Source organism: Plantactinospora sp. DSM 117369, assembly GCF_053764795.1.
On the sequence record NZ_CM132446.1, the window covers coordinates 702,995 to 725,159 of the forward strand.

21 protein-coding genes and 2 pseudogenes are annotated in these 22,165 nt (G+C 72.3%); 12 read left to right on the plus strand and 11 right to left on the minus strand.

Annotation, left to right across the window (positions count from 1 at the left end):
- Positions 1 to 5 precede the first annotated feature (5 nt).
- A complete protein-coding gene (locus ACSMXO_RS03275; RefSeq protein WP_455416651.1) occupies positions 6 to 1,022 on the minus strand; it encodes a LacI family DNA-binding transcriptional regulator in 1,017 nt (338 codons plus the stop codon).
- 118 nt (positions 1,023 to 1,140) lie between these two features.
- Positions 1,141 to 1,902: a maleylpyruvate isomerase family mycothiol-dependent enzyme gene (locus ACSMXO_RS03280; RefSeq protein WP_455416652.1), complete on the minus strand. Its 762-nt coding sequence runs from the start codon at positions 1,900 to 1,902 to the stop codon at positions 1,141 to 1,143.
- A gap of 64 nt (positions 1,903 to 1,966) precedes the next feature.
- On the opposite strand from ACSMXO_RS03280, the gene ACSMXO_RS03285 reads away from it, so the two are divergent.
- The 3 genes from ACSMXO_RS03285 (at position 1,967) to ACSMXO_RS03295 (ending at position 4,136) form a co-directional block, all read left to right on the plus strand.
- Positions 1,967 to 3,055 carry a UDP-N-acetylmuramate dehydrogenase gene (locus ACSMXO_RS03285; protein ID WP_455416653.1) on the plus strand — a complete coding sequence of 363 codons (1,089 nt, stop codon included), beginning with the start codon at positions 1,967 to 1,969 and terminating at the stop codon, positions 3,053 to 3,055.
- A gap of 119 nt (positions 3,056 to 3,174) precedes the next feature.
- Entirely contained in the window at positions 3,175 to 3,525 is a 351-nt protein-coding gene (locus ACSMXO_RS03290) for a PadR family transcriptional regulator (protein WP_346260984.1), read from the plus strand.
- The gene (locus ACSMXO_RS03295) at positions 3,522 to 4,136 is read left to right on the plus strand and encodes a DUF1700 domain-containing protein (protein ID WP_455416654.1); all 615 of its coding nucleotides are present in this window, start codon (positions 3,522 to 3,524) and stop codon (positions 4,134 to 4,136) included. Before ACSMXO_RS03290 ends, ACSMXO_RS03295 begins: the two co-directional genes overlap by 4 nt.
- Before the next feature lie 124 nt (positions 4,137 to 4,260).
- Here ACSMXO_RS03295 and ACSMXO_RS03300 read toward each other — a convergent pair whose 3' ends face one another.
- Together ACSMXO_RS03300 and ACSMXO_RS03305 are read right to left on the minus strand one after the other, a co-directional pair.
- Complete coding sequence (locus ACSMXO_RS03300; protein WP_455419157.1) at positions 4,261 to 5,091, minus strand: class I SAM-dependent methyltransferase; 831 nt, start codon at positions 5,089 to 5,091, stop codon at positions 4,261 to 4,263.
- 140 nt (positions 5,092 to 5,231) lie between these two features.
- On the minus strand, positions 5,232 to 6,011 hold the full coding sequence (locus ACSMXO_RS03305) for an SDR family oxidoreductase (protein WP_455416655.1): 780 nt from the start codon (positions 6,009 to 6,011) through the stop codon (positions 5,232 to 5,234).
- Between the two features lie 185 nt (positions 6,012 to 6,196).
- Here ACSMXO_RS03305 and mshA point away from each other — a divergent pair, with 185 nt between their 5' ends.
- From mshA to ACSMXO_RS03320, 3 genes are all read left to right on the plus strand, one after another.
- Positions 6,197 to 7,570 carry a D-inositol-3-phosphate glycosyltransferase gene (gene mshA, locus ACSMXO_RS03310; protein WP_346260987.1) on the plus strand — a complete coding sequence of 458 codons (1,374 nt, stop codon included), beginning with the start codon at positions 6,197 to 6,199 and terminating at the stop codon, positions 7,568 to 7,570.
- Between the two features lie 40 nt (positions 7,571 to 7,610).
- Positions 7,611 to 8,135 carry a type III secretion system chaperone family protein gene (locus ACSMXO_RS03315; protein ID WP_318400105.1) on the plus strand — a complete coding sequence of 175 codons (525 nt, stop codon included), beginning with the start codon at positions 7,611 to 7,613 and terminating at the stop codon, positions 8,133 to 8,135.
- Between the two features lie 188 nt (positions 8,136 to 8,323).
- Complete coding sequence (locus ACSMXO_RS03320; RefSeq protein ID WP_455416656.1) at positions 8,324 to 9,304, plus strand: hypothetical protein; 981 nt, start codon at positions 8,324 to 8,326, stop codon at positions 9,302 to 9,304.
- A 429-nt stretch (positions 9,305 to 9,733) separates the two neighbouring features.
- Here ACSMXO_RS03320 and ACSMXO_RS03325 read toward each other — a convergent pair whose 3' ends face one another.
- From ACSMXO_RS03325 to ACSMXO_RS03335, 3 genes are all read right to left on the minus strand, one after another.
- A complete protein-coding gene (locus ACSMXO_RS03325; RefSeq protein WP_455416657.1) occupies positions 9,734 to 10,534 on the minus strand; it encodes a M23 family metallopeptidase in 801 nt (266 codons plus the stop codon).
- 22 nt (positions 10,535 to 10,556) lie between these two features.
- Positions 10,557 to 11,081 carry an ArsR/SmtB family transcription factor gene (locus ACSMXO_RS03330; RefSeq protein WP_455416658.1) on the minus strand — a complete coding sequence of 175 codons (525 nt, stop codon included), beginning with the start codon at positions 11,079 to 11,081 and terminating at the stop codon, positions 10,557 to 10,559.
- 68 nt (positions 11,082 to 11,149) lie between these two features.
- Positions 11,150 to 12,511, minus strand: coding sequence for an MDR family MFS transporter (locus ACSMXO_RS03335; protein ID WP_455416659.1), 1,362 nt, complete (start codon positions 12,509 to 12,511; stop codon positions 11,150 to 11,152).
- A gap of 187 nt (positions 12,512 to 12,698) precedes the next feature.
- Here ACSMXO_RS03335 and ACSMXO_RS03340 point away from each other — a divergent pair, with 187 nt between their 5' ends.
- Positions 12,699 to 13,466, plus strand: a complete 768-nt coding sequence (locus ACSMXO_RS03340; RefSeq protein WP_346261017.1) for a phosphoglyceromutase — start codon at positions 12,699 to 12,701, stop codon at positions 13,464 to 13,466.
- Between the two features lie 58 nt (positions 13,467 to 13,524).
- Here the strand turns inward: ACSMXO_RS03340 and phoU are convergent, their stop codons facing one another.
- Complete coding sequence (gene phoU / locus ACSMXO_RS03345) at positions 13,525 to 14,172, minus strand: phosphate signaling complex protein PhoU (protein WP_455416660.1); 648 nt, start codon at positions 14,170 to 14,172, stop codon at positions 13,525 to 13,527.
- Between the two features lie 218 nt (positions 14,173 to 14,390).
- Between phoU and ACSMXO_RS03350 the strand changes: the two genes are divergently transcribed.
- Both ACSMXO_RS03350 and ACSMXO_RS03355 read left to right on the plus strand, forming a co-directional pair.
- Entirely contained in the window at positions 14,391 to 15,674 is a 1,284-nt protein-coding gene (locus tag ACSMXO_RS03350) for a sensor histidine kinase (protein ID WP_346260991.1), read from the plus strand.
- A gap of 32 nt (positions 15,675 to 15,706) precedes the next feature.
- The gene (locus tag ACSMXO_RS03355) at positions 15,707 to 16,390 is read left to right on the plus strand and encodes a response regulator (RefSeq protein WP_101369394.1); all 684 of its coding nucleotides are present in this window, start codon (positions 15,707 to 15,709) and stop codon (positions 16,388 to 16,390) included.
- A gap of 18 nt (positions 16,391 to 16,408) precedes the next feature.
- On the opposite strand, the gene ACSMXO_RS03360 is transcribed toward ACSMXO_RS03355, so the two are convergent.
- Entirely contained in the window at positions 16,409 to 17,308 is a 900-nt protein-coding gene (locus ACSMXO_RS03360) for a hypothetical protein (RefSeq protein ID WP_346261018.1), read from the minus strand.
- 80 nt (positions 17,309 to 17,388) lie between these two features.
- On the opposite strand from ACSMXO_RS03360, the gene ACSMXO_RS03365 reads away from it, so the two are divergent.
- The 3 genes from ACSMXO_RS03365 (at position 17,389) to ACSMXO_RS03375 (ending at position 19,656) form a co-directional block, all read left to right on the plus strand.
- Entirely contained in the window at positions 17,389 to 18,354 is a 966-nt protein-coding gene (locus ACSMXO_RS03365) for a Ppx/GppA phosphatase family protein (protein ID WP_455416661.1), read from the plus strand.
- Between the two features lie 48 nt (positions 18,355 to 18,402).
- Entirely contained in the window at positions 18,403 to 19,239 is an 837-nt protein-coding gene (locus tag ACSMXO_RS03370; protein WP_455416662.1) for a sugar phosphate isomerase/epimerase family protein, read from the plus strand.
- 75 nt (positions 19,240 to 19,314) lie between these two features.
- A complete protein-coding gene (locus tag ACSMXO_RS03375) occupies positions 19,315 to 19,656 on the plus strand; it encodes an MmcQ/YjbR family DNA-binding protein (protein ID WP_455416663.1) in 342 nt (113 codons plus the stop codon).
- Between the two features lie 167 nt (positions 19,657 to 19,823).
- Here the strand turns inward: ACSMXO_RS03375 and ACSMXO_RS03380 are convergent.
- Positions 19,824 to 20,177 (minus strand): annotated as a pseudogene (locus ACSMXO_RS03380) (cellulose binding domain-containing protein); the annotation flags it as partial.
- 501 nt (positions 20,178 to 20,678) lie between these two features.
- Positions 20,679 to 22,007, minus strand: a pseudogene (locus tag ACSMXO_RS03385) (DUF6055 domain-containing protein); the annotation flags it as partial.
- Positions 22,008 to 22,165 lie beyond the last annotated feature (158 nt).

The following is a 22,165-nucleotide window of genomic DNA, read 5'->3' on the forward strand; positions in this document are numbered from 1 at the left end:
CGGGGTCAGGCGGAGGCGCGCAGGACGAGTTCGGTGGGGAGCAGGACGGCCGGCTCGATGCGTTCACCGGCGGCGAGCCGGAGCAACTGGCGGGTCATGGTCCGGCCGAGATCCTGGATCGGCTGCCGTACGGTGCTCAGCGGCGGATCGGTGTAGCCGGCCAGCTCGATGTCGTCGAAGCCGATCACCGCCACGTCTTCCGGCACCCGGCGACCCGCCTCGCGCAGCGTACGGAGTGCGCCGTGCGCCATCAGGTCGGAGGCGACGAAGACCGCGTCCAGGCGCGGTTCCTCGGCCAGGAGCTGCCGCATCGCGACCGCACCGGACTCCCGGGTGAAGTCACCGAACGCCTCCACCGGCCGTTGTCCGGCGTCCCGGAGCTCGGCCCGGTAGCCGGCCAGCCGGTCGATCCCGGCCACCATGTCCTGCGGGCCGGCGATGGTGGCGATCCGCTGCCGGCCGGACCTGAGCAGGTGCCCGACCGCGCCGCGTACCCCGGCGACGTGGTCCACGTCGACGTACGGCACCGGGATGGGGGGCTGGCCGAGCGGGCGGCCGCTGCACACCACCGGCAGCCCCGCCTGGGCGAGCGCGCCGGGCAGCGGGTCGGCGCCGTGCAGGGAGGCGAAGAGTACGCCGTCCACGTGCCCGCCCATCGCGTAGCGCTCGACCCGCTCGTGGCTGGCCGCCGACTCGGCCAGGGTCAGCACGAGCTGCTTGCCGGCCGCCTCCAGCTCCCGGCTGACCCCGAGGATGATCCCGGGGAACACCTGGTCGTCGGAGAAGACCCGGGTGGACGCCTCCGGCAGGATCAGCGCCACCGAGTCGGTCTGCTGGGTCACCAGGCTGCGTGCCGCGAGGTTGGGCACGTAGCCCAACTCCCGCACCGCCCGCCGGACCGCCTGTTGGATCGGCTCGGCGACCGTGGTCGAGCCGTTCACCACCCGGGACACGGTGGCCCGGGACACCCCGGCCCGTTGAGCCACCGCCTCCAGCGTGGGCCGCGCGCGGGTCACCGCCATCTCCGCTCCTCAGCTCAGCCGCCGGGAAAATGGTTCCACGCGCGCCTGAAGGTCAACAACCCCGTCGGCGGGCGCCGGGTCCCTCGGCCACGGCACGCGTGGCCCGGGACCGTTCCGGTCAGCCGACGCGCAGCCCTTGCAGCAGCCCGGCGTCGCCCGCCACGTCCAGGGCGTCGAAGCCGAGCCGGCCCCAGAGAGCCAGCAGCAGGTCGCTGGCCGTACCCGAGATCTGTGCCCGGGCGTGGTGGTTGTCGCTGTCCAGGATCGTGTCGGTGTCCAGCAGGGCCACGCCCGCACCGCGCAGCCGCAGGTACCACTCCTGGCCGGCGTCGGTCGCGACCAGGTGGACCACCCCGTGGAACGGCTGGTCGGAGGCGCGCCGGCCGGCCGGCAGGTGGGTGTCGAGCACCTCGCCGACCCCGTCCGCCGCGAGCTTGGCCTCGATCGGCTCCCCGGCGGCGACCGCCATCTGCGCGTCCCAGCGGTGCACCGCAGTCTCCTGCGCCATCCGGCGGTGCCAGAACCCGGCCTTCTTCGGCTGGGGTGCGTAGTTCCAGGCCGGCGCCTCCGGGTCCACCCGGTCCAGCACGGCCATGAGCTGGTCGAACTCCTGTCGCCACCACTGCACGGCCGCCGGCCCGGTCGGCAGGCCGTCCGGGACCGTGAGCGGGTCGGCCCGCTCGGTGCTGCCCCGGCTCACGATGCCCCGGGCCCGGGCGTAGACGGACCCGAGGTGGTGCACCAGATCGGTCATGGTCCATTCGGGACAGGACGGCACCCGGATGTCGAGCGGCGCTTCGGCGACGGCGGCGCCGAAGGTCGGCCCCTCGGCGCGGAGTGCCCCGATCCAGAAGTCCTTGGTGCCGTGCAGTCTGGTCATGACGTTCCTCCCGTGCCACCGGGCCGCCACCGGCCGGGCTGTCTCTCAGCCTAGGGTGAATGCTGTGCCAGACGTTAATGCCCGCCCGATAACTGCCGCCGACTCCGCCGATCCCACACGATTGGCCGGTTACACGACCCTGCGGCTCGGCGGCGCGCCGCGGCGACTCGTCACCGCCACCCGAACGGATGAAATCCCCGGGAAACTCCGCGAGGCGGAGTTGCGGGACGAGCCGGTCCTGGTGCTGGCCGGCGGCAGCAACGTGGTGGTCGCGGACGAGGGGTTCCCCGGCACGGTGCTGCTGGTCCGATCGCGGGGCTTCGAGGTGGTCGCCGAGGACGAGGCGGCGGTCACCATCCGGGTGGCGGCCGGCGAGCCGTGGGACGACCTGGTCGCGGCCACCGTCGAGGCCGGCTGGTCGGGGGTGGAGTGCCTCTCCGGCATCCCCGGTTCGGCCGGCGCCACCCCGATCCAGAACGTCGGGGCGTACGGGCAGGAGGTCGCCGAGACGGTCACCGGGGTCGAGGTGTACGACCGGCTGGCCGGCGAGGTGACCCGGATGAGCGCGGCCGAGTGCGCCTTCGGGTACCGGTCCAGCGTCTTCAAGTACCACGACCGGTGGACGGTGCTCACCGTCGACTTCCGGCTGCTCCGCTCGACGCTCTCCGCTCCGGTGCGCTACGCCGAGTTGGCTCGGGCGCTCGGGGTGGAGGTCGGCGACCGGGTGCCGCTGGGCGACGCCCGGGCGGCCGTACGCGCGCTGCGCGCCGGCAAGGGCATGGTGCTGGACCCGGCCGACCCGGACACCCGTTCGGTCGGGTCGTTCTTCACCAACCCGGTGCTGGACGCCGGGGCGTACCAGGCGCTGCGGGAGCGGGCCGGCGGGCTCGGCGAGCCGCCGTCCTGGCCGGGTACGGGCGGCACGGTGAAGGTCAGCGCCGCCTGGCTGATCGACAAGGCCGGTTATCCGAAGGGCTACCAGGGGCCGGGCGGGGTGGCCATCTCCTCCAAGCACACCCTGGCGCTGACCAATCGGGACGGCGGCTCGACCGGGGCGCTGCTGGCGCTGGCCCGGGAGATCCGCGACGGGGTGCACGACCGGTTCGGTGCCACCCTGCATCCGGAGCCGGTACTGGTCAACTGCGCCATCTGAGGCCGCACCGCACCCTTCCACCATCGCTGGTGCCCAGATCCGCCAGAACGGTACTCCGGTTCCTTGCGCCGCAAGGTACCGTGTTCCACATGGTTACCGTCTACGCCCGTCGTCGCTAGATGGCAGCGGCCAAGCCCGAGGCGCTGCCCGGGCAGCTCCGCCGCGGAACGCTGGAGTACTGCGTACTCGCACTGCTCCGGCCCGGCGAGCGCTACGCCCTCGACCTCGTCCGCGAGCTGGGCGCGGTCGACGGCATGGTGACCAGCGAGGGCACCATCTACCCCCTGTTGTCGCGGCTGCGCCGGGACGGTCTGGTGGAGACCGCCTGGCACGAGTCGCCGAGTGGGCCGCCCCGCCGCTACTACCGGCTCACCGCCGCCGGGCGGGACCGGCTCGACCAGTTCGTCGGTGAGTGGATCCGGTTCCGCGACGCGGTGGATTCCCTCGTCATCCCGAAGGAGACCGCATGAAGCGGACCACCCCCGAGGCGCTCGTCCGGCGATACCTGCGCCAGTTGCGCGCCGAACTGGCCCCGCTGCCGACCGACCGCCGGCAGGAGGTGCTCGACCAGATCGCCGAGCACATCGCCGTACGCCGGTCGGAGCCGGACGGGCAGAGCCTGGCCGAGGTGCGCGCGATACTCGACCGGCTCGGTGATCCGGCAACGCTCGGTGCGGACGCCCGGGAGCGGTTCGGCGTGCCACCCCGGCGCCGCGGCCCGGTGGAGACGCTGGTGCTGGTCTGTGCCGCGGCGGGCCCGTTCCTGGTGCTGGGCCCGGCCGTGCTGCTGCCGTTCGGGTCGGTCCGGCCCTGGCACGTCGTCCCGGTGGCTGTCGCGGCGCTACTCTGGCTCTCCCGGTTCTGGCTGGTCCGGGACAAGCTCGTCGGCACCGCCCTGCTGCTCGGCTGCGCGGCCGTCTTCGTCCTGCTCGACCTGCTCGGCTTCCAGGACACCGGCCTGGGCTCGCTGGCCCTGCTGCTGGTGTCGCTCTTCGTGCCCTTCGGGGCCGCCACCTGCTATCTGGCGATCCGGATGTCCCGACTCGGCGCCACCGTGCCGGCCCGACTCGGCACCCAGTAGCCGGGCGGTCCGGCCCGGCAGGACGAGCCGGCACCCGGCCCGGCTCGGCATGCGGCCAGCTCGGCTCGGTACGCGGTAGCCGAGTTGCCCGGGAGGCACGGGCCGCATCTGGGCACGGTCCGCGTTACCGAGGCTCTCCTGCCGGGGAGGCGTCGGGTGGCGCCACCGCCGACCACGCCACGGTCACCTCGCCGAGCCGCCACCGCGCCGGCCGGTCCAGTACGGGCCAGCCGGCCGCTCGGAGCGCCTCGACCGTACGCCGCCAGCGCTGCCGGGGCCCGAACGTGGCGTACGGGGCCGCGTCCCGCCAGCCCTCCTCCAGCGCCCGGATCAGCGCGTGTACTCCGGTGCCCGGCACGTTGTGGTGGATCAGCGCCTTGGGCAGCCGCTCGGCCAGCGTGGCCGGACTGTCCAGTGTGGATAGCCGGGCGGCCAGGGTCAGCGACCGGGGGCCGGTGGCGTCCACGAGCAGCCAGCCGGCCAACCGGCCCAGCTCGTCACAGGTCCCCTCGACCAGTACCCCGCCCGGTTGCAGCGCCCCGGTCATCGTCCGCCAGGCCGGTACGACCTCCGGCTCGGCGTACTGCCGCAGCACGTTGAACGCCCGGACCAGCACCGGGCGCAGCCCGGCCAGCTCGAAGCCGCCCCGGCCGAAGGCCAGCCCCGGCGGGTCGGCGGCGGGCGCGGCGGCGGCCACCCGTACGGGATCGATCTCCAGCCCGACCACCCGGACGTCCGGCCGGACGGCGGCGGCCAGCCGGGCCCGCAGCTCGACCACGGTGACCGGGCTGGCGCCGTAGCCGAGGTCCACCACCAGTGGATCGCGGGCATCCCGGAGCAGGTCGGCGCAGGTCGCAGCGATCCAGTTGTCCACCCGGCGCAGCCGGTTGGGGTTGGTGGTCCCCCGGGTCACCGCGCCGACCGGGCGCACCGCCCCGCCGCGACCGGCACCGATCGGCGGCGCGCCGCCGATCCGCCCGGTCGGTGCTCCCGCCGGTCCCCGCCGAGCGGGTGGGCCGGGAACGCCGGCTCCCGGCTCACCGGCGGCGGCTCCCGGCTCACCGGCGGCGCCCGGTCGCGGCGGCGGCACCCGGCTCACTGCCCGGTGTCGGTCCCGACCCGGTGCACCTTGTGCTGGGCCGCCTGGGCCAGCGGGCGGACCACCAGCCGGTCCACGTTGACGTGGTGCGGGCGGGTGGCGCACCAGGCGATGCAGTCGGCCACGTCGTCGGCGACCAGCGGCTCGGCGACCCCGGCGTAGACCGCCGCCGCCCGGCTGGCGTCGCCGTCGAAGCGGACCAGCCCGAACTCCTCGGTCCGGACCATGCCCGGGTCGATCTCGATCACCCGGACCGGCCGTCCACAGAGCTCCAACCGCAGCGTCTCGGCCAGCGCCGTCTGGGCGTGCTTCGCCGCCGCGTAGCCGCCGCCGCCCTCGTAGACGATCAGGCCGGCGGTCGAGCTGAGCACCACCACCGTGCCGGCGCCGGAGGACTCCAGCGCGGGTAGCAGCGCCTGGGTGACCCGGAGCGTGCCGAGCACGTTCACGTCGTACATCCACTGCCAGTCGGCGACCGAGCCCAACTCGACCGGATCCAGGCCGCGCGCGCCACCGGCGTTGTTGACCAGCAGGGTGACCGGGCCGCCCAGCCTCCCGGCGGCGGTGGCCAGCTCCGCCACCGACTCGTCGGAGGTGACGTCGCAGGGCTGTGCGGTGGCCGTGCCGCCGGCCCGGCGGATCTCCTCGACCAGGGCGTCCAGCCGGTCGGCCCGGCGGGCGGCGGCGAGCACGGAGAATCCCTCGGCGGCCAGCCGGCGGGCCGTGGCGGCGCCGATTCCGCTGGACGCCCCGGTGACGATCGTGACAGGGGTCATCGGGACATTCTGGCCCAAGCCGTCCCGATGCCATGGACCTGGGCCCGAATGAGGTCGGTCACCTCCTCGGGCACCCGGACGATTGGCCCTCGCCCGATCGGGAAGATGACACGCAACACGGTGGTTGCTCTGTGAGGTGACCCGGTCGTGCGGGACGGCGTAACACGTTGACAGAAGGAGCGAACGTGGCGGAACTGCACACCGGGGTAGCCCGGCAACGAGGTATCCAGCCGTGGCCGACGCCACGACGCATCGCGACCCTTTCCGTGCACACCTCGCCGCTGCACCAACCCGGCACCGGTGACGCCGGTGGGATGAACGTCTACATCGTCGAGGTATCCCGGCGGCTGGCCGAGGCCGGCGTCGAGGTCGAGATCTTCACCCGGGCCACCTCCAGCGACCTGCCGCCGGTGGTCGAGATGGCCCCCGGAGTGACGGTCCGGCACGTCACGTCCGGCCCGTTCGAGGGACTGGCCAAGGAGGAGCTGCCCGGCCAGCTCTGCGCGTTCACCGCCGGCGTACTGCGGGCCGAGGCCGCCCGCCCGCCCGGCTTCTACGACCTCATCCACTCGCACTACTGGCTCTCCGGTCAGGTGGGCTGGCTGGCCAAGGAGCGCTGGGGGGTGCCGCTGGTGCACACCGCGCACACCCTGGCCAAGGTGAAGAACGCCCGGCTCGCCGAGGGCGACCGGCCCGAGCCGAAGGCGCGGGTGATCGGCGAGGAGCAGGTGGTGGCCGAGGCCGACCGGCTGGTCGCGAACACCACGGTCGAGGCGCGGGACCTGATCTCCCGGTACGACGCGGACCCGGAACGGGTCGAAGTGGTCCGCCCCGGCGTCGACCTGGACCGCTTCACCCCGTCCCCGCCCGGTCGGGAGGAGGCCGCCCGGCTCGCCGCGCGCCGCCGGTTGGGGCTGCCCGAGCGGGGCACGATCGTCGCCTTCGTCGGCCGGATCCAGCCGCTGAAGGCGCCGGACGTGCTGCTGCACGCGCTCGCCGAGCTGTGGAGCTGGCAGCCCGGGATCGCCGGGACGGTCACCGTGGTGATCGCGGGCGGGCCGAGCGGCACCGGCCTGGACCGGCCGACCGCGCTGATCGAACTCGCCGCCAAGCTCGGCGTCGGCGACGCGGTGCGGTTCCTGCCGCCGCAGACCGGCGACGACCTGCCGGCGCTCTACCGGGCCGCCGACCTGGTGGCGGTGCCCTCGCACAACGAGTCGTTCGGCCTGGTCGCCCTGGAGGCACAGGCCTGCGGTACCCCGGTGGTCGCCGCCGCGGTGGGCGGTCTGGTCACCGCCGTCCGGGACGGCAGCAGCGGCGTACTCGTCGACGGGCACCACCCGCGCGACTGGGCCCGGGTGCTCGGCGGCCTGCTGGCCGCACCGCTGCGCCGGGCGGAGCTGTCCCGGGGTGCGGTCGAGCACGCCCGCGCCTTCTCCTGGGCCCGTACCGCCAGCGGGCTGCTCGCGGTCTACCGTGAGGCGGTGGCGGAGTACCGCGACCGGCTCGCCTCCGAGCTGGCGGACGGCACGGCGACGCTCCCGCTGGCGACCTGCTGAACGCGCGTGCCACGGCCCGGACGGGAAGGTGGACGGGAAGATGGAGTCTCGGGCGGAGATCGGTCGGCTGATCGAGGCGGTCTGTGCCGACCGGGAACTGGCCTGCGAGCCGACCGGCGAGTACTCGTACGCGGTCACCCTGCCGGGCACGCACAAGCTCAAGACGGTCTGCAACCTGATCGTCGGGGAGCATTCGCTGCGGATCGAGGCGTTCGTGATGCGCCAACCGGACGAACGGCGCGAGGAGCTCTTCACCTGGCTGTTGCAGCGCAACGCCCGGATGTACGGGGTGGCGTTCTCCGTCGACGCGGTCGGTGACGTCTACCTGACCGGCCGGGTGGGCCTGGCCGGGGTGACCGAGGAGGAGCTGGATCGGCTCTTCGGCTCCGTGCTGACGTACGCGGACGAGTCGTTCGACACCATGCTGGAGATCGGGTTCGGTACGGCGATCCGCCGGGAGTGGGAGTGGCGGGTCAGCCGGGGCGAGTCGTTGGCGAACCTGCGAGCGTTCGCGCACCTCTTCGAGCGTTCGGCGACGGAAAACTCGGGTTTGGACCGCCCCTGACGGGTATGCCCCGGCGGCGGCACCAGGATGTGGCGATGGCCGCGCCGCCTGCCGAGACAGACTGTCAGAGGGAGCGTGAGGATCTCATGGCTCAGCGGAACAGTTCCGGTCGCGGCGCAACCGCGACCGCGACGAAGCGCCGATCCAGCAGCAGCACGGGCGACATCAACGAGCGCAAGATCAGCTTGATGAAGGTCGACGACATCCGGGGACAGCTCAGAAAACGCGGTGTTTCAGGCATATCCGCGCTGCGCAAGATGGACCTGGTGAAGAGCCTGGTCCGGACGTTGAAAGCCGAGAGCCGGGGCGGGACGGGCCGGAAGGCCACGACGGCGCCGAGCAAGCGGACGAGCGCGAAGAAGGCGCCGGCCAAGCGGGCCGCCGCGAAGAAGGCGCCGTCCCGTACGGTCGCGGCGAAGAAGGCACCGGCCCGCAAGGCCAGCACCGCCCGGGTGACCGCGAAGAAGGCACCAGCCCGCAAGACGGTGTCCGCCGCCCGGAAGGCACCGGCCCGCAAGGCCGTTACCTCTGCCCGGACGACGAGCGCCGCCCAGCGGACCGGTACCGCGCCGGCCCGGAAGGCGCCCGGAGCCCGCGCGACCGGCCCGGGCAAGGCGCCCGGGGCACGGGCGACCGGCCCGGGCAAGGCCACCGGCGCCCGCGCCACGGGCCCGGGCAAGGCGACCGGCGCCCGGAAGGGTACGACCGCCGGGAAGAGCACCGCCGCCGCTCGCAAGACGACCGGAGCGCGGAAGTCGACCGCCGCGCCGGTCCGGAAGGCGAACGGGGCCGGGAAGTCGACCTCCAACGGCGGTGGTCAGTCGAGGTCGCTGAAGTACGCCCAGCCGATCTCCTCACCGCAGGACACCCCGGAGCGCCCGGGGCGGAGCCTGGTGACCCGGGACCACGACGTGATCCGGCGCTGGGCCGAGGGCCGGAACGCCCAACCGGCGACGATCGAGGGCACCGAACGCGAGGGTCGGCTCGGCGTACTGACGTTTGACTTCCCCGGTTGGCGGGAAGGCGGACGACTGAAGCCGGTCAGCTGGGACGAGTGGTTCCACACCTTCGACCTACGCCAACTGAATTTCATTTACCAGGAGCAGCTTTCCGACGGTCGGCAGAGCAACTTCTTCCGTACCGAATCGCCGATGCGCGAGGACGGCTGAATTCCGGTAGGTGGACCGGGAATACCCCAGACCACCTGGGGCGTTGAACTACGAGGCGCCGGATATCGATCGCCCTTGGGTGTGATGGGCGAGACAGAGTCACCAGCTTGTGTCGGTCATCCGGCGACAACTAACGTTATTGCACGCGCCACGCTCGGATGCGTTCGGGGGAACGGCAGATCGCGCAGATCTGTGCACCGGGCACTGGCGCTGGGGGACGGGTGGCAGGGAAGCCGTTGGGGGACGGCGCCGCCACCTGTAACCGGCGGTGTGTGCGGGCGACGTTTACGGGGGTGAACGTCGCCCGCCGCCGCCGGTCCATCCCGTCCGGCGTGCCGGTCCGCCGAGCCGCCGCCCCACACCTCCTCGACGGCGAACCCTCCCGGGCCAGACTCGACTCGATCCAGCCGGCCGCGAAATCCTCTCCCGCTACCGCGTCGTCGCGGCCTCGACCGAGAAGACCTCTCCGTTGGCCGGTACGCCGATTCCCCGCCAGGTGAACGGAATTCCCCGGGCGACGTCGAGATCCGGATTGTCCATTAATTGGAAGTGGACATGTGGTTCGGAGGAGTTGCCGGAATTCCCGCACTCCGCCACCGGCTGACCGGTTCGGACCCGGTCTCCCGCCCGGACGAGCAGCGAACCCCGGCGCAGGTGCGCGTACGCGGCGTACCCGCCGTCGCCGAGGTCCAGGATCAGGTGGTTGCCGAGGATCTGGCCGGGGCCGACGATCTCCCGGAACAGCCCCTCGAAAACCAGGTAGAGCAGGGCCGGGTACGAGTTGCGGCTGAGATGGTCGCGGTTGCGGTCGACGGCCCGGACCACGGTGCCGTCGGCGACCGCCAGCAGCGGTGCCCCGAAGGCCGGAAAGTCCCGGTTGCGCCGGGCCAGCGGCCACCAGCCGAAGCCCGGGCGCGGCCGGCCCACCGGTTCCGCGACCAGGTCGATCGCGTACGCCTGGCCGTAGGCGCGTACGCCGTGGCTGGGTACCTTGCTGGCCGGGCTGTTCAATGCCGACCAGCGGCCGCGGACCGGGGGATCGACCTCGACCGGTGACCCGGCGTCCCGCCCCGTGCCGAGCATCCGCCCCAGCACCACCCGCAGGCCGATGGCGAGGGCGATGGCCAGCCAGCCCCACAGCGAGGTGAAGTCGACGAAGAAGCCGGCCACCAGGATCGCCAGGAATGCGAGCCAGCAGCAGCGGTGCAGGATCATCAACGCCTTGAGCATGGAAATCTCCTCTCGGGCGAGGTCAGGCCCGGGCGATCGCCACCGCCACCAGCAGCGGGACGACGCGCCCGGCGGGCACCTCGTAGCGCCCCCGGCCGGGGCTGTGCAGCCAGCCGGCCGCGGCCAGTTGCCGCAGGTGGTGGTAGGCCTGTCCGGTGGTGCCCAAGCCGTCGAGTGCGGTGAGTTCGGCGACCGTACGCCGGCCGGCGAGGATCTCGCGGAGCAGTCGCAGCCGGACCGGGTGGCCGAGTGCGGCGAAGGAGTCCGCCACGTCGCTCCAGTCGCCCGCCCCGCCCGCGAGCAGGGCCTCGGTCGGCAGGCCGTACTGCCAGTCGTAGCGCTCGTGGCTGGGTAACCGGACCGAGCCGGTGTAGAGCACGCCGCCCTGCTCGGCCCCGAGCGCGGCCAGCCGCGCCTTCAGGCCGTCCAGGGCCCAGAAGTCGCCCTCGCCCGGCAGTGGCCGCGGCGGGGCCGCCGGGGCGTCCGCCCGCTCCTCCAGGGCCGCCAGCCGGCGTTCCAGCTCGGTGACCCGTTCCTCCAGCGTCATGGATTCGAGTTTACGTAATTACGTAATTCCCCGCCAACCCGCGCCTGCCGTCGAGGAATGTCCGTAGCTCAGGCGCGGGCCACGGCCGACCGCCGGGTCGAGCCCGCCCCACCGGGTTCGGACACCCCCGTCCCACCGGGCTCCGGTTGCGTCACCGCGCCGGGCTCCGGTCCCGTCGCCCCGGCCGCCAGCCCCGCCGCGCCGGTCTCGGCCGTACGGAGTGCCCTGACCCGCCGTTCCCGGGCCGGTCCGGAGAGCAGGTGGGCCACCGCCACCACGCCGCCGAGCGCCGCGCAGCCCAGCCAGAGCGCCGCGTTGCCGAACTGTTCCCGCACGAAGCCCCCGGCGACCGGGGCGGCGAACGTCGCCACCGACCAGGAGAGCGAGAAGAGTCCCTGGTAGCGACCGCGCAGTGCCGCCGGGGACAGTTCGGCGATCAGCGTGGAGTTGGACGGCGAGTTGAGCATCTCGCCGAGGGTCCAGATCAGCACGGTGAGTACGTAGAACCAGGCCGCGTCCGCGAAGGCGGTCAGCCCGAAGCCGACCCCGACGATCAGCGCGGCCAGCGCCAGTACCCGGGACCGGCCCCGTCCCCGGATCAGTCGCGGTACGAAGAGCTGCCCGGCCACGATCAGCACCCCGTTGACCGCGATCACCGACCCGTACGTCGACGGCGACAGTCCGTCCTGGCCCATCGCGATCGGCAGCATCGAGATGTGCTGCATGAAGACCAGGGCCAGCAGGATGTTCAGCGCCACGAAACCGACGAAGACCCGGTCGCGGAGCGCGCTGCCCAGCCCGCCCCGGTGCGGGGCGGCCAGCCCGGCCGAGTCGACCCGGACCCGCCGGGTCTCGCCCACCCGCAGAAAGATGATCAGCGCGGTGGTGACCGTGGTCACCGCGTCGACCACGAAGAGCAGCAGGTAGCTCGCCTCGGCGGCCAGCCCGGCCAGGATCGCGGCGGAGGCGAAGCCGAGGTTGATCGCCCAGTAGTTCAGGGTGAAGGCGCGCAGCCGGTCCCGTTCCGGTACGACGTCGACCATCATCGCGCCGAAGGCCGGCCGGGCCGCCTCGGCGAACATCCCGAGCAGCAGCGCGCCGAGCCCGACCAGCCACAGCTCCCGGGCCAGCCCCAGGGCCAACATCATCGCCGCCGCGCCCAGGTGCGCGGTGAGCAGGGTGGGCCGCCGGCCCCACCGGTCGGCGAGGATCCCGCCGGTGAGGGTGCCGACCGCACCCCCGGCGCCCCAGAGGCCGAGCACGATCCCGGCCTGGAACTCGGAGAAGCCCCGCTCGGTGGTCAGGTAGATGGCCAGGAAGACGAGGACGAAGGAGCCGAGCCGGTTGATCAGCGTGCCGGCCCAGAGGTACCAGAAGGTCCGGGGTAGACCGCCGGTGGTGTCCTGGAACCACTTCCCGACCGTCCGCATCCGCCGCCCCCGTACTTGTAATGACCGCTCATCCTCAAACGCCTTACGAAGCTAGTGCGGCGGGTCCGGCCTGGTCATCCCGTTTTCCACGTGTCGGTCGTCACCCCGGGTCGCCGCATGGCGGTCGGGCGGGTCCGGCAGGATGAGTTGCATGACTGCGAGCACGAGTGATCGGCCGGAGGAAACCGTGGTGGCAGGTGAGGGCGCCGCGGTGGGCACGTTGGTGCTGCTCCGGCACGGCGAGAGCGACTGGAACGCCAAGAACCTCTTCACCGGCTGGGTCGACGTGGACCTCACGGCCAAGGGTGAGAGCGAGGCCCGGCGCGGTGGCGAGCTGCTGCGCGAGCACAACCTGCTGCCCGACGTGCTGCACACCAGCGTGCTCCGCCGGGCGATCCGCACCGCCGAGCTGGCGCTGAACGCCGCCGACCGGCACTGGATCGCGGTACGCCGCTCGTGGCGGCTCAACGAGCGGCACTACGGCGCGCTCCAGGGCAAGGACAAGAAGCAGACCCTGGCCGAGTACGGCGAGGAGCAGTTCATGCTCTGGCGCCGGTCGTACGACACCCCGCCGCCGCCGATCGCGGACGGCGACGAGTGGTCCCAGGTCGGCGACCCGCGCTACGCCCTGCTCCCGCCCGAGCTGATGCCGAAGACGGAGTGCCTGAAGGACGTCGTCGACCGGATGCTGCCGTACTGGTTCGACTCGATCGTGCCGGACATCCTGGCCGGTCGCACCGTGCTGGTCGCCGCGCACGGCAACTCGCTGCGGGCGCTGGTCAAGCACCTGGACGGCATCTCCGACGAGGCGATCGCCAAGCTCAACATCCCGACCGGCATCCCGCTGCGCTACGACCTCGACCGGTCGATGCGCCCGCTGGTGACCGGCGGGGCGTACCTCGACCCCGACGCCGCCAAGGAGGCCGCCGCCGCGGTCGCCAACCAGGGCCGCTGAGCCGCACGACGTCGAGGCCCCTTCCTGGTCCTGGGAAGGGGCCTCGACGTGTCCGGACTCAGTCGGTGACGGTCTCGCCGGTGACCAGGTAGACGACCCGGCGGCCGGCGTTCACCGCGTGGTCGGCGTACCGCTCGTAGAAGCGGCCGAGCAGGGTCGCGTCGATGGCGGTCTCCACCCCGTACGGCCAGTTGTCGGCGAGCACCACCGCGAAGAGCTGCCGGTGCAGGTCGTCCATGGCGTCGTCGTCCCGGTCCAGCTCGGCGGCGAGGTCGGCGTCGGGCTTGGAGAGCACATTCGCGATCTTGTCGGCGATCCGGTCCGCCACCCCGGCCATCTCGGTGAAGACCGGGCGCAGCTCGGCCGGTACGGCGGGCGACGGGTGCCGGCGTACGGCCGTCTTGGCGACGTGGTCGGCGAGGTCGCCCATCCGCTCCAGGTCGGCGGCGACGTGCAGGGCGGTGATCAGGGCGCGCAGGTCGGAGGCGACTGGCGCCTGCCGGGCCAGCAGGTCGCAGACCCGCTCCTCGACCTGGCGGTAGAGGGAGTCGATCTCCGCGTCCCGTTCGATCACGGTCTCGGCGGCCGACCGGTCGGCGGTGAGCAGCGCCCGGGTGGCCTGGCGCATGGCGGCCCGGATCGCCTCGGCCATGTCCACCAGCAACTGGCTCACGATGTTCAGGTCGATCCGGAATTCGTCGCGCATGATCACGTCCTGCGGGGAGTGGCGGTTTCGCCGACCGTGGCGGGTTGCGCACGGACGGTGCTACAGGTGTCGGTCCGGACCACGGTAGGGGGATCCGGCGGCGCCGGGGTGAACATTCGTGAACGGCACTGGGCCGGCGGGTGAACATTCTCGGATGCACGCGTGATTCGCCCAATTTTGCCTGGTCGATAGGTTAACGATGACCCTACGATCGCCGCGTGGAATGGGGGGTGGTCGCGGGCGTGCTCGTCGGGCTCGGCCTCGGCCTGTCCTTCGGTCCGCTCCGCCACCGGGTCGCCGGATGGTTCTCGGCCGGGCGCACCACGACCGGACGAGGCGGGACACGCAGTAACAGGAGGCCGGCGATAGGCACTGACGAGCAGGCCGGCGGGCTGCCGGGACTCGGCCGCAAGAGCCTCGACTCCCTCCGGGTCGGCGTGGTCGTCCTCGACGCCCACGACGTCCCGGTCCTGGTGAACCCGGCTGCCCGGGCGATGGGACTGCTCCGGGTCGGCAGTACCCCGGGCACGGTTGCCGCGCACCCGATCATCCGTACCCTGGCCGGCCAGGTGCGGCGCACCGGAGTGCGCCGCGAGGTCGAGCTGGACCTGCCCCGGGGCCGCGAGGGGGGCATGTCCGACCCGCTCGGCGTGCACCTGCGGGCGATGGGCCTGGGCTCCGGTTACATCGCGGTCGAGGCGGCCGACGTGACCGAGTCGCACCGGGTCGCCCGGGTCCGCCGGGACTTCGTGGCCAACGTCAGCCACGAGCTGAAGACCCCGATCGGTGCGCTGCAACTGCTCGCCGAGGCGCTGCTGGACGCCACCGACCAGACCGCCGGAAACGGGACGCTGGACCCCTCCGAGGACATGGCGGCGGCCCGCCGGTTCGCCGAGCGGATCCAGCACGAGTCCACCCGGCTCGGCAAGCTCGTCAACGAGCTGCTCGAACTCACCCGGTTGCAGGGCGCGGAGCCGCTGCCCGCGCCGGAGCCGGTCGCGCTGGACTGGGTCACCGCCGAGGTGGTCGACCGGACCCGTACCGCCGCGACCGCCCGGGAGATCACCGTGGTGGTCGAGGGCGAACGGGACCTGACCGTCTACGGCAGCGACAGCCAGATCGCCACCGCGGTCAGCAACCTGGTGGAGAACGCGATCGCGTACTCCGCGGAGCGGACGCAGGTCACGGTGGCGATCAAGAGCACTGGCGAGCACATCGAGATCGCCGTCACCGACCAGGGCATCGGGATCGCCCCGGACGACGTGGGCCGGATCTTCGAGCGCTTCTACCGGGCCGACCAGGCCCGGTCACGGCAGACCGGCGGGACCGGGCTCGGCCTGGCGATCGTCAAACACATCGCCACCAACCATGGCGGCCGGGTCGAGGTGTCCAGCACTCTTGGTGGTGGCTCGACGTTCACCCTCCGGCTTCCCGCGCGTCCGCCGGACGCCTTCCTACCGCCAGCCCCGTCAGTTGAGATCGAGACCGGTTCGTTCGGATAGTTCCGAGCGGACCGACACAGAGAGGAAAGTCCGTGGCCCGCGTACTCGTGGTCGAGGATGAGGAGTCGTTTTCCGACGCCCTCTCCTACCTGCTGCGCAAGGAAGGATTCGAGGTCTCGGCCGCGGCGACCGGCACGGCAGCGCTGACCGAGTTCGACCGCACCGGCGCGGACATCGTGCTGCTCGACCTGATGCTGCCGGAGATGTCCGGTACCGAGGTGTGCCGGCAGCTCCGGCAACGTTCCCAGGTGCCGATCATCATGGTCACCGCCCGGGACAGCGAGATCGACAAGGTGGTCGGGCTGGAGATCGGCGCCGACGACTACGTGACCAAGCCGTACTCGCCGCGTGAACTGGTCGCCCGGGTCCGGGCGGTACTGCGGCGGCGCGGCAACGAGACGGTCGAGCCGGGCACCCCGACGCTGACCGCCGGCCCGGTCCGGATGGACATCGAACGGCACGTGGTCACCGTCGACGGCTCCCCGGTGCAGCTTCCGCTGAAGGAGTTCGAGCTGCTGGAGCTGCTGCTCCGCAACGCCGGGCGGGTGCTCACCCGGGGGCAGTTGATCGACCGGGTCTGGGGCGCGGACTACGTCGGCGACACCAAGACCCTCGACGTACACGTGAAGCGGCTGCGCTCGAAGGTCGAGCCGGAGCCGTCCGCACCGCGCTTCATCGTCACCGTCCGGGGCCTGGGCTACAAGTTCGAGCCGTAGGCCGGAGCATTCGCCCGGTCAGCGGGGCGTGCCGCGCGGCCTCCGCTGCGGCGCCGGCCGCCGGCCGGCGCTGGCGGCCTTCGGGCTGGCCGGCTCCCGGCCGCCCTCCTCGGGACGGTCCAGCACCGGGTCGGCTCCGGCGGTCGCCGGATGCGTCGCCACCAGGCCGCGCCGCTCCCGCTCGGCGCAGAGTTCGGCCAGTTTCGCGTACGCCGGCTTGCCGATCAGCGCGGTCAGTTCCGGCTCGTACGACAGGTACATCGGCTCGGTGCCGACGTGCGCCTCCGGCGACGAGGTGCACCACCAGTCGAGGTCGTGCCCACCCGCGCCCCAGCCGCGCCGGTCGAACTCGCCCAGCGTCGACACCAGCACCTTCGTCCCGTCCGGGCGCTTGACCCAGTCCTGGTCCCGGCGTACCGGCAGTTGCCAGCAGACGTCCGGCTTGTATTCCAGCGGGTGTACGCCGTCGCGCAGCGCCTGGGCGTGCAACGCGCAGCCGCCCCCGCCGGGGAAGTCGGCGTCGTTGAGGAAGACGCACGGCGCCTCCTCGCTCCGGGTCGCCGTACGCCGGGCCGGGGTCTCGCCGTCCACCGAGTCCATCTCGGTGTAGTTCTTGAAGCCTCGCCGGTAGTGCTGCCAGGTCTGCGGGGTGAGCCGCTTGACCGCCGACCGGACCCGCTTCTCGTCGTCGGCGTCGGTGAAGAACGCGCCGTGCGAGCAGCAGCCGTCGGCGGCCCGGCCGGCGATGATGCCGTGGCAGGTCTGGCCGAAGACGCAGGTCCACCGGGAGAGCAGCCAGGTCAGGTCGGCCCGGACCAGGTGCTCGGGGTCGGCGGGGTCGGCGAATTCGAGCCACTCCCGGGGGAAGTCGAGCGGGACCTCCCGGCTGCGGGGGTCGGCGGGGTCGTCCACCAGGATCCGGAGCTGGTTGCGTGCTGTTGCCACCCGATCAGCCTACGCCCGCTATCCGCCCGCGACCTGCGTCTAGTGTCTTTCCCATGCGGCTCGGCGTGCTTGATGTCGGTTCCAACACCGTGCACCTTCTGGTCGTGGACGCGCACCACGGCGCCCATCCCTGGCCGGCACACTCCGAAAAGGCGGTGATCCGGCTCGCCGAGCAGATCGGCCGGGACGGGGAGTTGACGGTCGCCGGGGCGGACGCGCTGGTCGAGGCGGTGAACGAGGCGAAGATGGCCGCGGCCCGGCTGACCGCCGACGACCTGCTGGCCTTCGCGACCTCCGCGGTCCGGGACGCCACCAATGCGCCGGAGGTGCTGACCCGGGTCCGGGCCGAGACCGGGGTACTCCTCCAGGTGCTCTCCGGTGCCGACGAGGCCCGGATGACCTTCCTCGCCGTACGCCGGTGGTTCGGTTGGTCCGCCGGCCGGCTGCTGGTGCTGGACATCGGCGGCGGTTCGCTGGAGCTGGCGGCCGGGATCGACGAGGAACCCGAGTTCGCCCACTCGCTGCCGCTCGGCGCCGGCCGGCTCACCCGGGAGTGGCTGGACGTGGGGCCGGACAGCAACCACACCCCGTCGGCGGCGGCGGTGGCCAAGCTGGAGGCGTACGTCGAGGAGATGCTGGAGACCGTGGTCGACGACACCGTCGAGGTCGGCTGGGACCGGGTCGCCGCCACCAGCAAGACGTTCCGGACCCTGGCCCGGCTGGCCGGGGCGGCGCCGTCGTCGGACGGGCTCTGGGCACCACGCGGCCTCTCCCAGACCGGGCTGCGGCAGGTGATCGGCTTCATCCGGCACATCCCGCCGAGCAAACTCGCCGAACTCGAAGGGGTCAGCGCGCGTCGGGCCCACCAGTTGCTGGCCGGGGCGATCGTGGCCGAGGCGGCGATGCGCCGCCTCGGGGTGGAGAACCTGGACGTCTGCCCGTGGGCGCTCCGGGAGGGTGTGATCCTGCGCCGGCTCGATCTGCTGGAGCCGGCCCAGGGTCCGCGAGAGCCGGTTTGAGCTGCGGTTTTGTCTGCCGCTGGGGCTTTGCGCTCGATCCGCGAACGGATGCGATGTGCCGGGCCGGGCTACCCTGAGACCGTGACCACCCGCGTACTGCTGTCCAGTTCCTCGGTCTTCCCCGAGCCGACCGCGGCCGCCTTCGAGATGGCGGCGGCGCTCGGCTACGACGGCGTCGAGGTGATGGTCTGGACCGACGCGGTGAGCCAGGACGCCGGAGCGCTGAGCGGCCTGGCCCGGCACTACGGGGTACCGGTGCTCTCGGTGCACTCGCCCTGCCTGCTGGTCACCCAGCGGGTCTGGAGTTCCGACCCGTGGGAGCGGCTGCGTCGCTCGGCGGTGCTGGCCGAGACCCTGGAGGCGTCGACCGTGGTGGTGCACCCGCCCTTCACCTGGCAGCGGGAGTACGCTCGCTCGTTCGTCGACGGGTTGGGCAAGCTCGGCGACGACCACCCGGGGATCCGGTTCGCGGTGGAGAACATGTACCCGGTCCGGATGGCCGGTCGGGAGTTCGTCCCCTACATGCCGGGGTGGAACCCGACCGACACCGGTTACCCCGCCTACACCCTGGACCTGTCGCACTGCGCCGCCTCGCACAGCGACGCGCTGGAGATGGCCGACAAGATGGGGGCCGGGCTGGCGCACGTACACCTCGGCGACGGCACTGGTGAGGGCCGGGACGAGCACCTGGTGCCCGGCCGGGGCACCCAGCCCTGCGCCGAGCTGCTGACCTCGCTCGCCGGGCGGGGCTTCACCGGCTCGGTCGCGGTGGAGGTCTCCACCCGGCGGGCCCGCAGCCGCGCCGACCGGGAGAGCGACCTGCGGGCGGCGCTGGAGTTCGCCCGCCAGCACCTGGCCGCGCCGACCCCGGTCGACGCCCGCTGACCGACAGCCGGCACGCGGGCCGGTCCACCCGCCTCGACCGGCCGGATTGTCGGTGCCGGTCAATACCATCGGCGGATGGTGACCGTAGCCGAGGTACGGGCGCTGGCCCGGACGCTGCCGCGCAGCAGCGAGCACCTGGTCCGCGACCGGGTGAAGTTCCGGGTCGGGGCGATCGTCTACGTCGCCTTCTCCCGCGACGAGACGACGATGGGTTTCGGCTTCCCCAAGGAGGAACGCGCGGCCCTGGTCGCCAGCGACCCGGAGCTGTTCTTCCTGCCGGGCGAGTCCGACCTGCGGTTCAACTGGGTCTGCTGCCGGCTGGACCGGCTCGACCACGACCAGATGACCGAGCTGGTCACCGAGGCGTGGCGGATGGTGGTGCCCAAGTTCCTGGCCCGGCAGCGGCTGGGCGGCTGACCGGCGCCGTCAGTCGCCCAGCCGCGGTGGCAGCGCGACCCGGGCGACGCCGGTCAGCCGGTGGAGTTCAGCGGTTCGGCGGTTCGGCACCGTAGCGAAGCATCCCGTCCCGCCGCAGCCCGGTCTGCCGGGGTGGGGCGACAATCGTGCCCCACCCCGGCAGGCCGTCAGGTGGTGCAGAGGGAGCCGTTCAGGGTCCAGCCGGTGGGCGGCTGGTTGGTGCCGCCGTGGGTGCCCTGGAAGCCGAACGAGGCGGTGCCGTTCGGCGGGATCGAGCCGTTGTGGGCCGCGTTCCGGGCGGTCACCGTCGACCCGCTCTGCGTCACCGTGGCGTTCCAGCTGTTGGTGACCTGCTGACCGGTCGGGAACGAGAAGCTCAGCGTCCAGCCGTTGACGGCGCTGGTGCCGGTGTTGGTGACTGTCACGTCGCCGGTGAACCCGTTGTTCCAGGAGTTGGCCGCGTACGCCACCCGGCAGGCGGCCGTGCCACCCGGCGGCGGCGTACTGGCCGGTGGCGTCGTCGGCGTCGGGGTGGTCGGTGTCGGGGTGGCGGTGGGCGGCGGGGTGGTGGGATCGGTCCCGCCCGTGATGGCGAGTTCGTCAGAGCTGAACGTGCCGTGCGGCGGGTTGACGTCCGCCTCACCGCCGCCGCCGTCGCAGCTCCGGCTCGGGTTGAACATCAGGTACGTGCCCGACGAGCAGTTGCCTCCGGTCGGCCCGGCCGGTGGTTCGGCGTCGCCGCCGACCACCGCGCTGCCGCCGATGGTCACCCCGCCGTGGATGATCGCGTTGCCCTTGACGACCGCGTTTCCGTTGACGGTGCCGCCGTTGACCCAGGCCAGATCCTCGATCCGGGCGTTGCCGGTGACCGATCCACTGTAGACGGCGGCGCGCGGCCCGACGTACGCGGTCGAGGCCACGTTCGCGTTGCCGGCGACCCAGCCGCCGCCGTTGGAGTGCCAGCGCCCGCCGTTGGTGGCGGCCGGCTTCTGGTAGCCGGGCTCGTGGCCGGACGGAATCGCACCGGAAATACGGAACTCGTACGGGTAGCGGCGGTTCTTCGGCCAGCCGTCGAGGAACGCGTACTTCGGCACACTGCTGGCCGGGGTGCCGGTGACGACCAGGAAGACCTCGCGCTCACCGGGCTGGGTCTGGAAGCTGAGCTGGCCGGAGGTGCCCTGGGTCAGTGGCCCGTACCTGGGTGTGCCGTTGCGCACCGCGACGAACCCGAACGTCCAGCCGGTGGCGCCGGTCTCCGCGTGACCCTTCAGGTGCAGTCGGATCAGCGCGCCGTCGCTGTCCGGCACGAGCTGGATCTTGTTGTAGCCGTAGTCGGACGGCGCCATCGCGTCGGAGATGCGGTAGTGCCGGGCGCCCGCGTTGACCGCCTCGACCGGTACGCCCTTGTAGGCGTTGAGGAAACCGGCGCCGTAGACGCTGTTGATGAACGGCATGAAGTCGGCGCGGTTGGAGTAGTCCCAGGTGACGTTGTGCTGGGCGTACTCGCCGATGCGCCGGTTGAGTTCGGCCTGGTTGATGCCGGAGATCCGCCGGTACACCTCCAGCGGGTGTTCGGTGTTGCGGGCCTCGTTCCAGATCCGGTTGAACATCTCGATGCCGTCGCGGTCCTTGATGTACTGCAGCAGCATCCAGGCGCCGTAGTGGTGCCGGGACGAGGAGTAGTACAGGTTCTCGGTACGCAGCCAGCGGGTGAGGTCACCGGCACCGCCGCGCGGGTAGACCTGCATTGCCATGAACTCGGCGCTGGCCTCCCAGAAGGTGCCGGCCGAGGCGTGCGTGAAGCCCATGCCGGAGCGGCCGAGGAATGTGTAGTTCTGCATCACGTGCCCCAGCTCGTGCGCCAGGCCCCAGGAGCCGGGCTGCGCGGCACCGGGCGCGATGTTGATGACACCGACCCGGCCGTCGGTGGAGCCGCCGGTCGCCCAGGCGTCGAGCGCGGTCCGGTTCCAGGTACGCGTGACGATCACGATGATCTTGTGCTGGGCCAGCAGCCCGGTCTCCGGCGTGAACCGCATCGTGTTCACGTAGAATGAGTACAGGTTTTCGAGCTGGCTGAGGATGTTGTCCGGGTCGAACCGGTACTCGCCGGGCGCGGTGAGCGGGTTGGTGCCGGACTTCTCCCCCCAGAGCAGGATGAAGTTGGCCGACTCCCTGGTGCGGTTCGACGCCCAGGGCACCTCGCCGGTGCTCTGCCAACGCTCCGGAATCCAGACCGTCTTGGCCGCCGCTTCGGCGGCCGGCGCCAGTTGCGGCGCGACCAGCGTCGTCGTACTGGCTGCGACCAGCGCGAACGCGGCCAGCCAGCGACGCCATGCGGATCGAAATTTCATCGTCGCATCCCTACGTGTCCGGGGCAGATACGGGTGTGGCCGCCGTGATCCCTGCCCGGATCAGGATGCGTGGAGTGGCCAGCCACCACATCTTGGGTGCGGCGCGCCGAAGCTGTCAAGCGATGGATCTCAATCGTTTGCGGTGCCTTGCGGTGACG

Bases quoted from the DNA above. Each gene is read 5' to 3' on its own strand.
- ACSMXO_RS03275 (WP_455416651.1), bottom strand. From the start codon at position 1,022: ATGGCGGTGACCCGCGCGCGGCCCACGCTGGAGGCGGTGGCTCAACGG.
- ACSMXO_RS03280 (WP_455416652.1), bottom strand. From the start codon at position 1,902: ATGACCAGACTGCACGGCACCAAGGACTTCTGGATCGGGGCACTCCGC.
- ACSMXO_RS03290 (WP_346260984.1), top strand. From the start codon at position 3,175: ATGGCAGCGGCCAAGCCCGAGGCGCTGCCCGGGCAGCTCCGCCGCGGA.
- ACSMXO_RS03295 (WP_455416654.1), top strand. From the start codon at position 3,522: ATGAAGCGGACCACCCCCGAGGCGCTCGTCCGGCGATACCTGCGCCAG.
- ACSMXO_RS03305 (WP_455416655.1), bottom strand. From the start codon at position 6,011: ATGACCCCTGTCACGATCGTCACCGGGGCGTCCAGCGGAATCGGCGCC.
- ACSMXO_RS03315 (WP_318400105.1), top strand. From the start codon at position 7,611: ATGGAGTCTCGGGCGGAGATCGGTCGGCTGATCGAGGCGGTCTGTGCC.
- ACSMXO_RS03320 (WP_455416656.1), top strand. From the start codon at position 8,324: ATGAAGGTCGACGACATCCGGGGACAGCTCAGAAAACGCGGTGTTTCA.
- ACSMXO_RS03325 (WP_455416657.1), bottom strand. From the start codon at position 10,534: ATGCTCAAGGCGTTGATGATCCTGCACCGCTGCTGCTGGCTCGCATTC.
- ACSMXO_RS03330 (WP_455416658.1), bottom strand. From the start codon at position 11,081: ATGACGCTGGAGGAACGGGTCACCGAGCTGGAACGCCGGCTGGCGGCC.
- ACSMXO_RS03335 (WP_455416659.1), bottom strand. From the start codon at position 12,511: ATGCGGACGGTCGGGAAGTGGTTCCAGGACACCACCGGCGGTCTACCC.
- phoU (WP_455416660.1), bottom strand. From the start codon at position 14,172: ATGCGCGACGAATTCCGGATCGACCTGAACATCGTGAGCCAGTTGCTG.
- ACSMXO_RS03365 (WP_455416661.1), top strand. From the start codon at position 17,389: ATGCGGCTCGGCGTGCTTGATGTCGGTTCCAACACCGTGCACCTTCTG.
- ACSMXO_RS03370 (WP_455416662.1), top strand. From the start codon at position 18,403: ATGCGATGTGCCGGGCCGGGCTACCCTGAGACCGTGACCACCCGCGTA.
- ACSMXO_RS03375 (WP_455416663.1), top strand. From the start codon at position 19,315: ATGGTGACCGTAGCCGAGGTACGGGCGCTGGCCCGGACGCTGCCGCGC.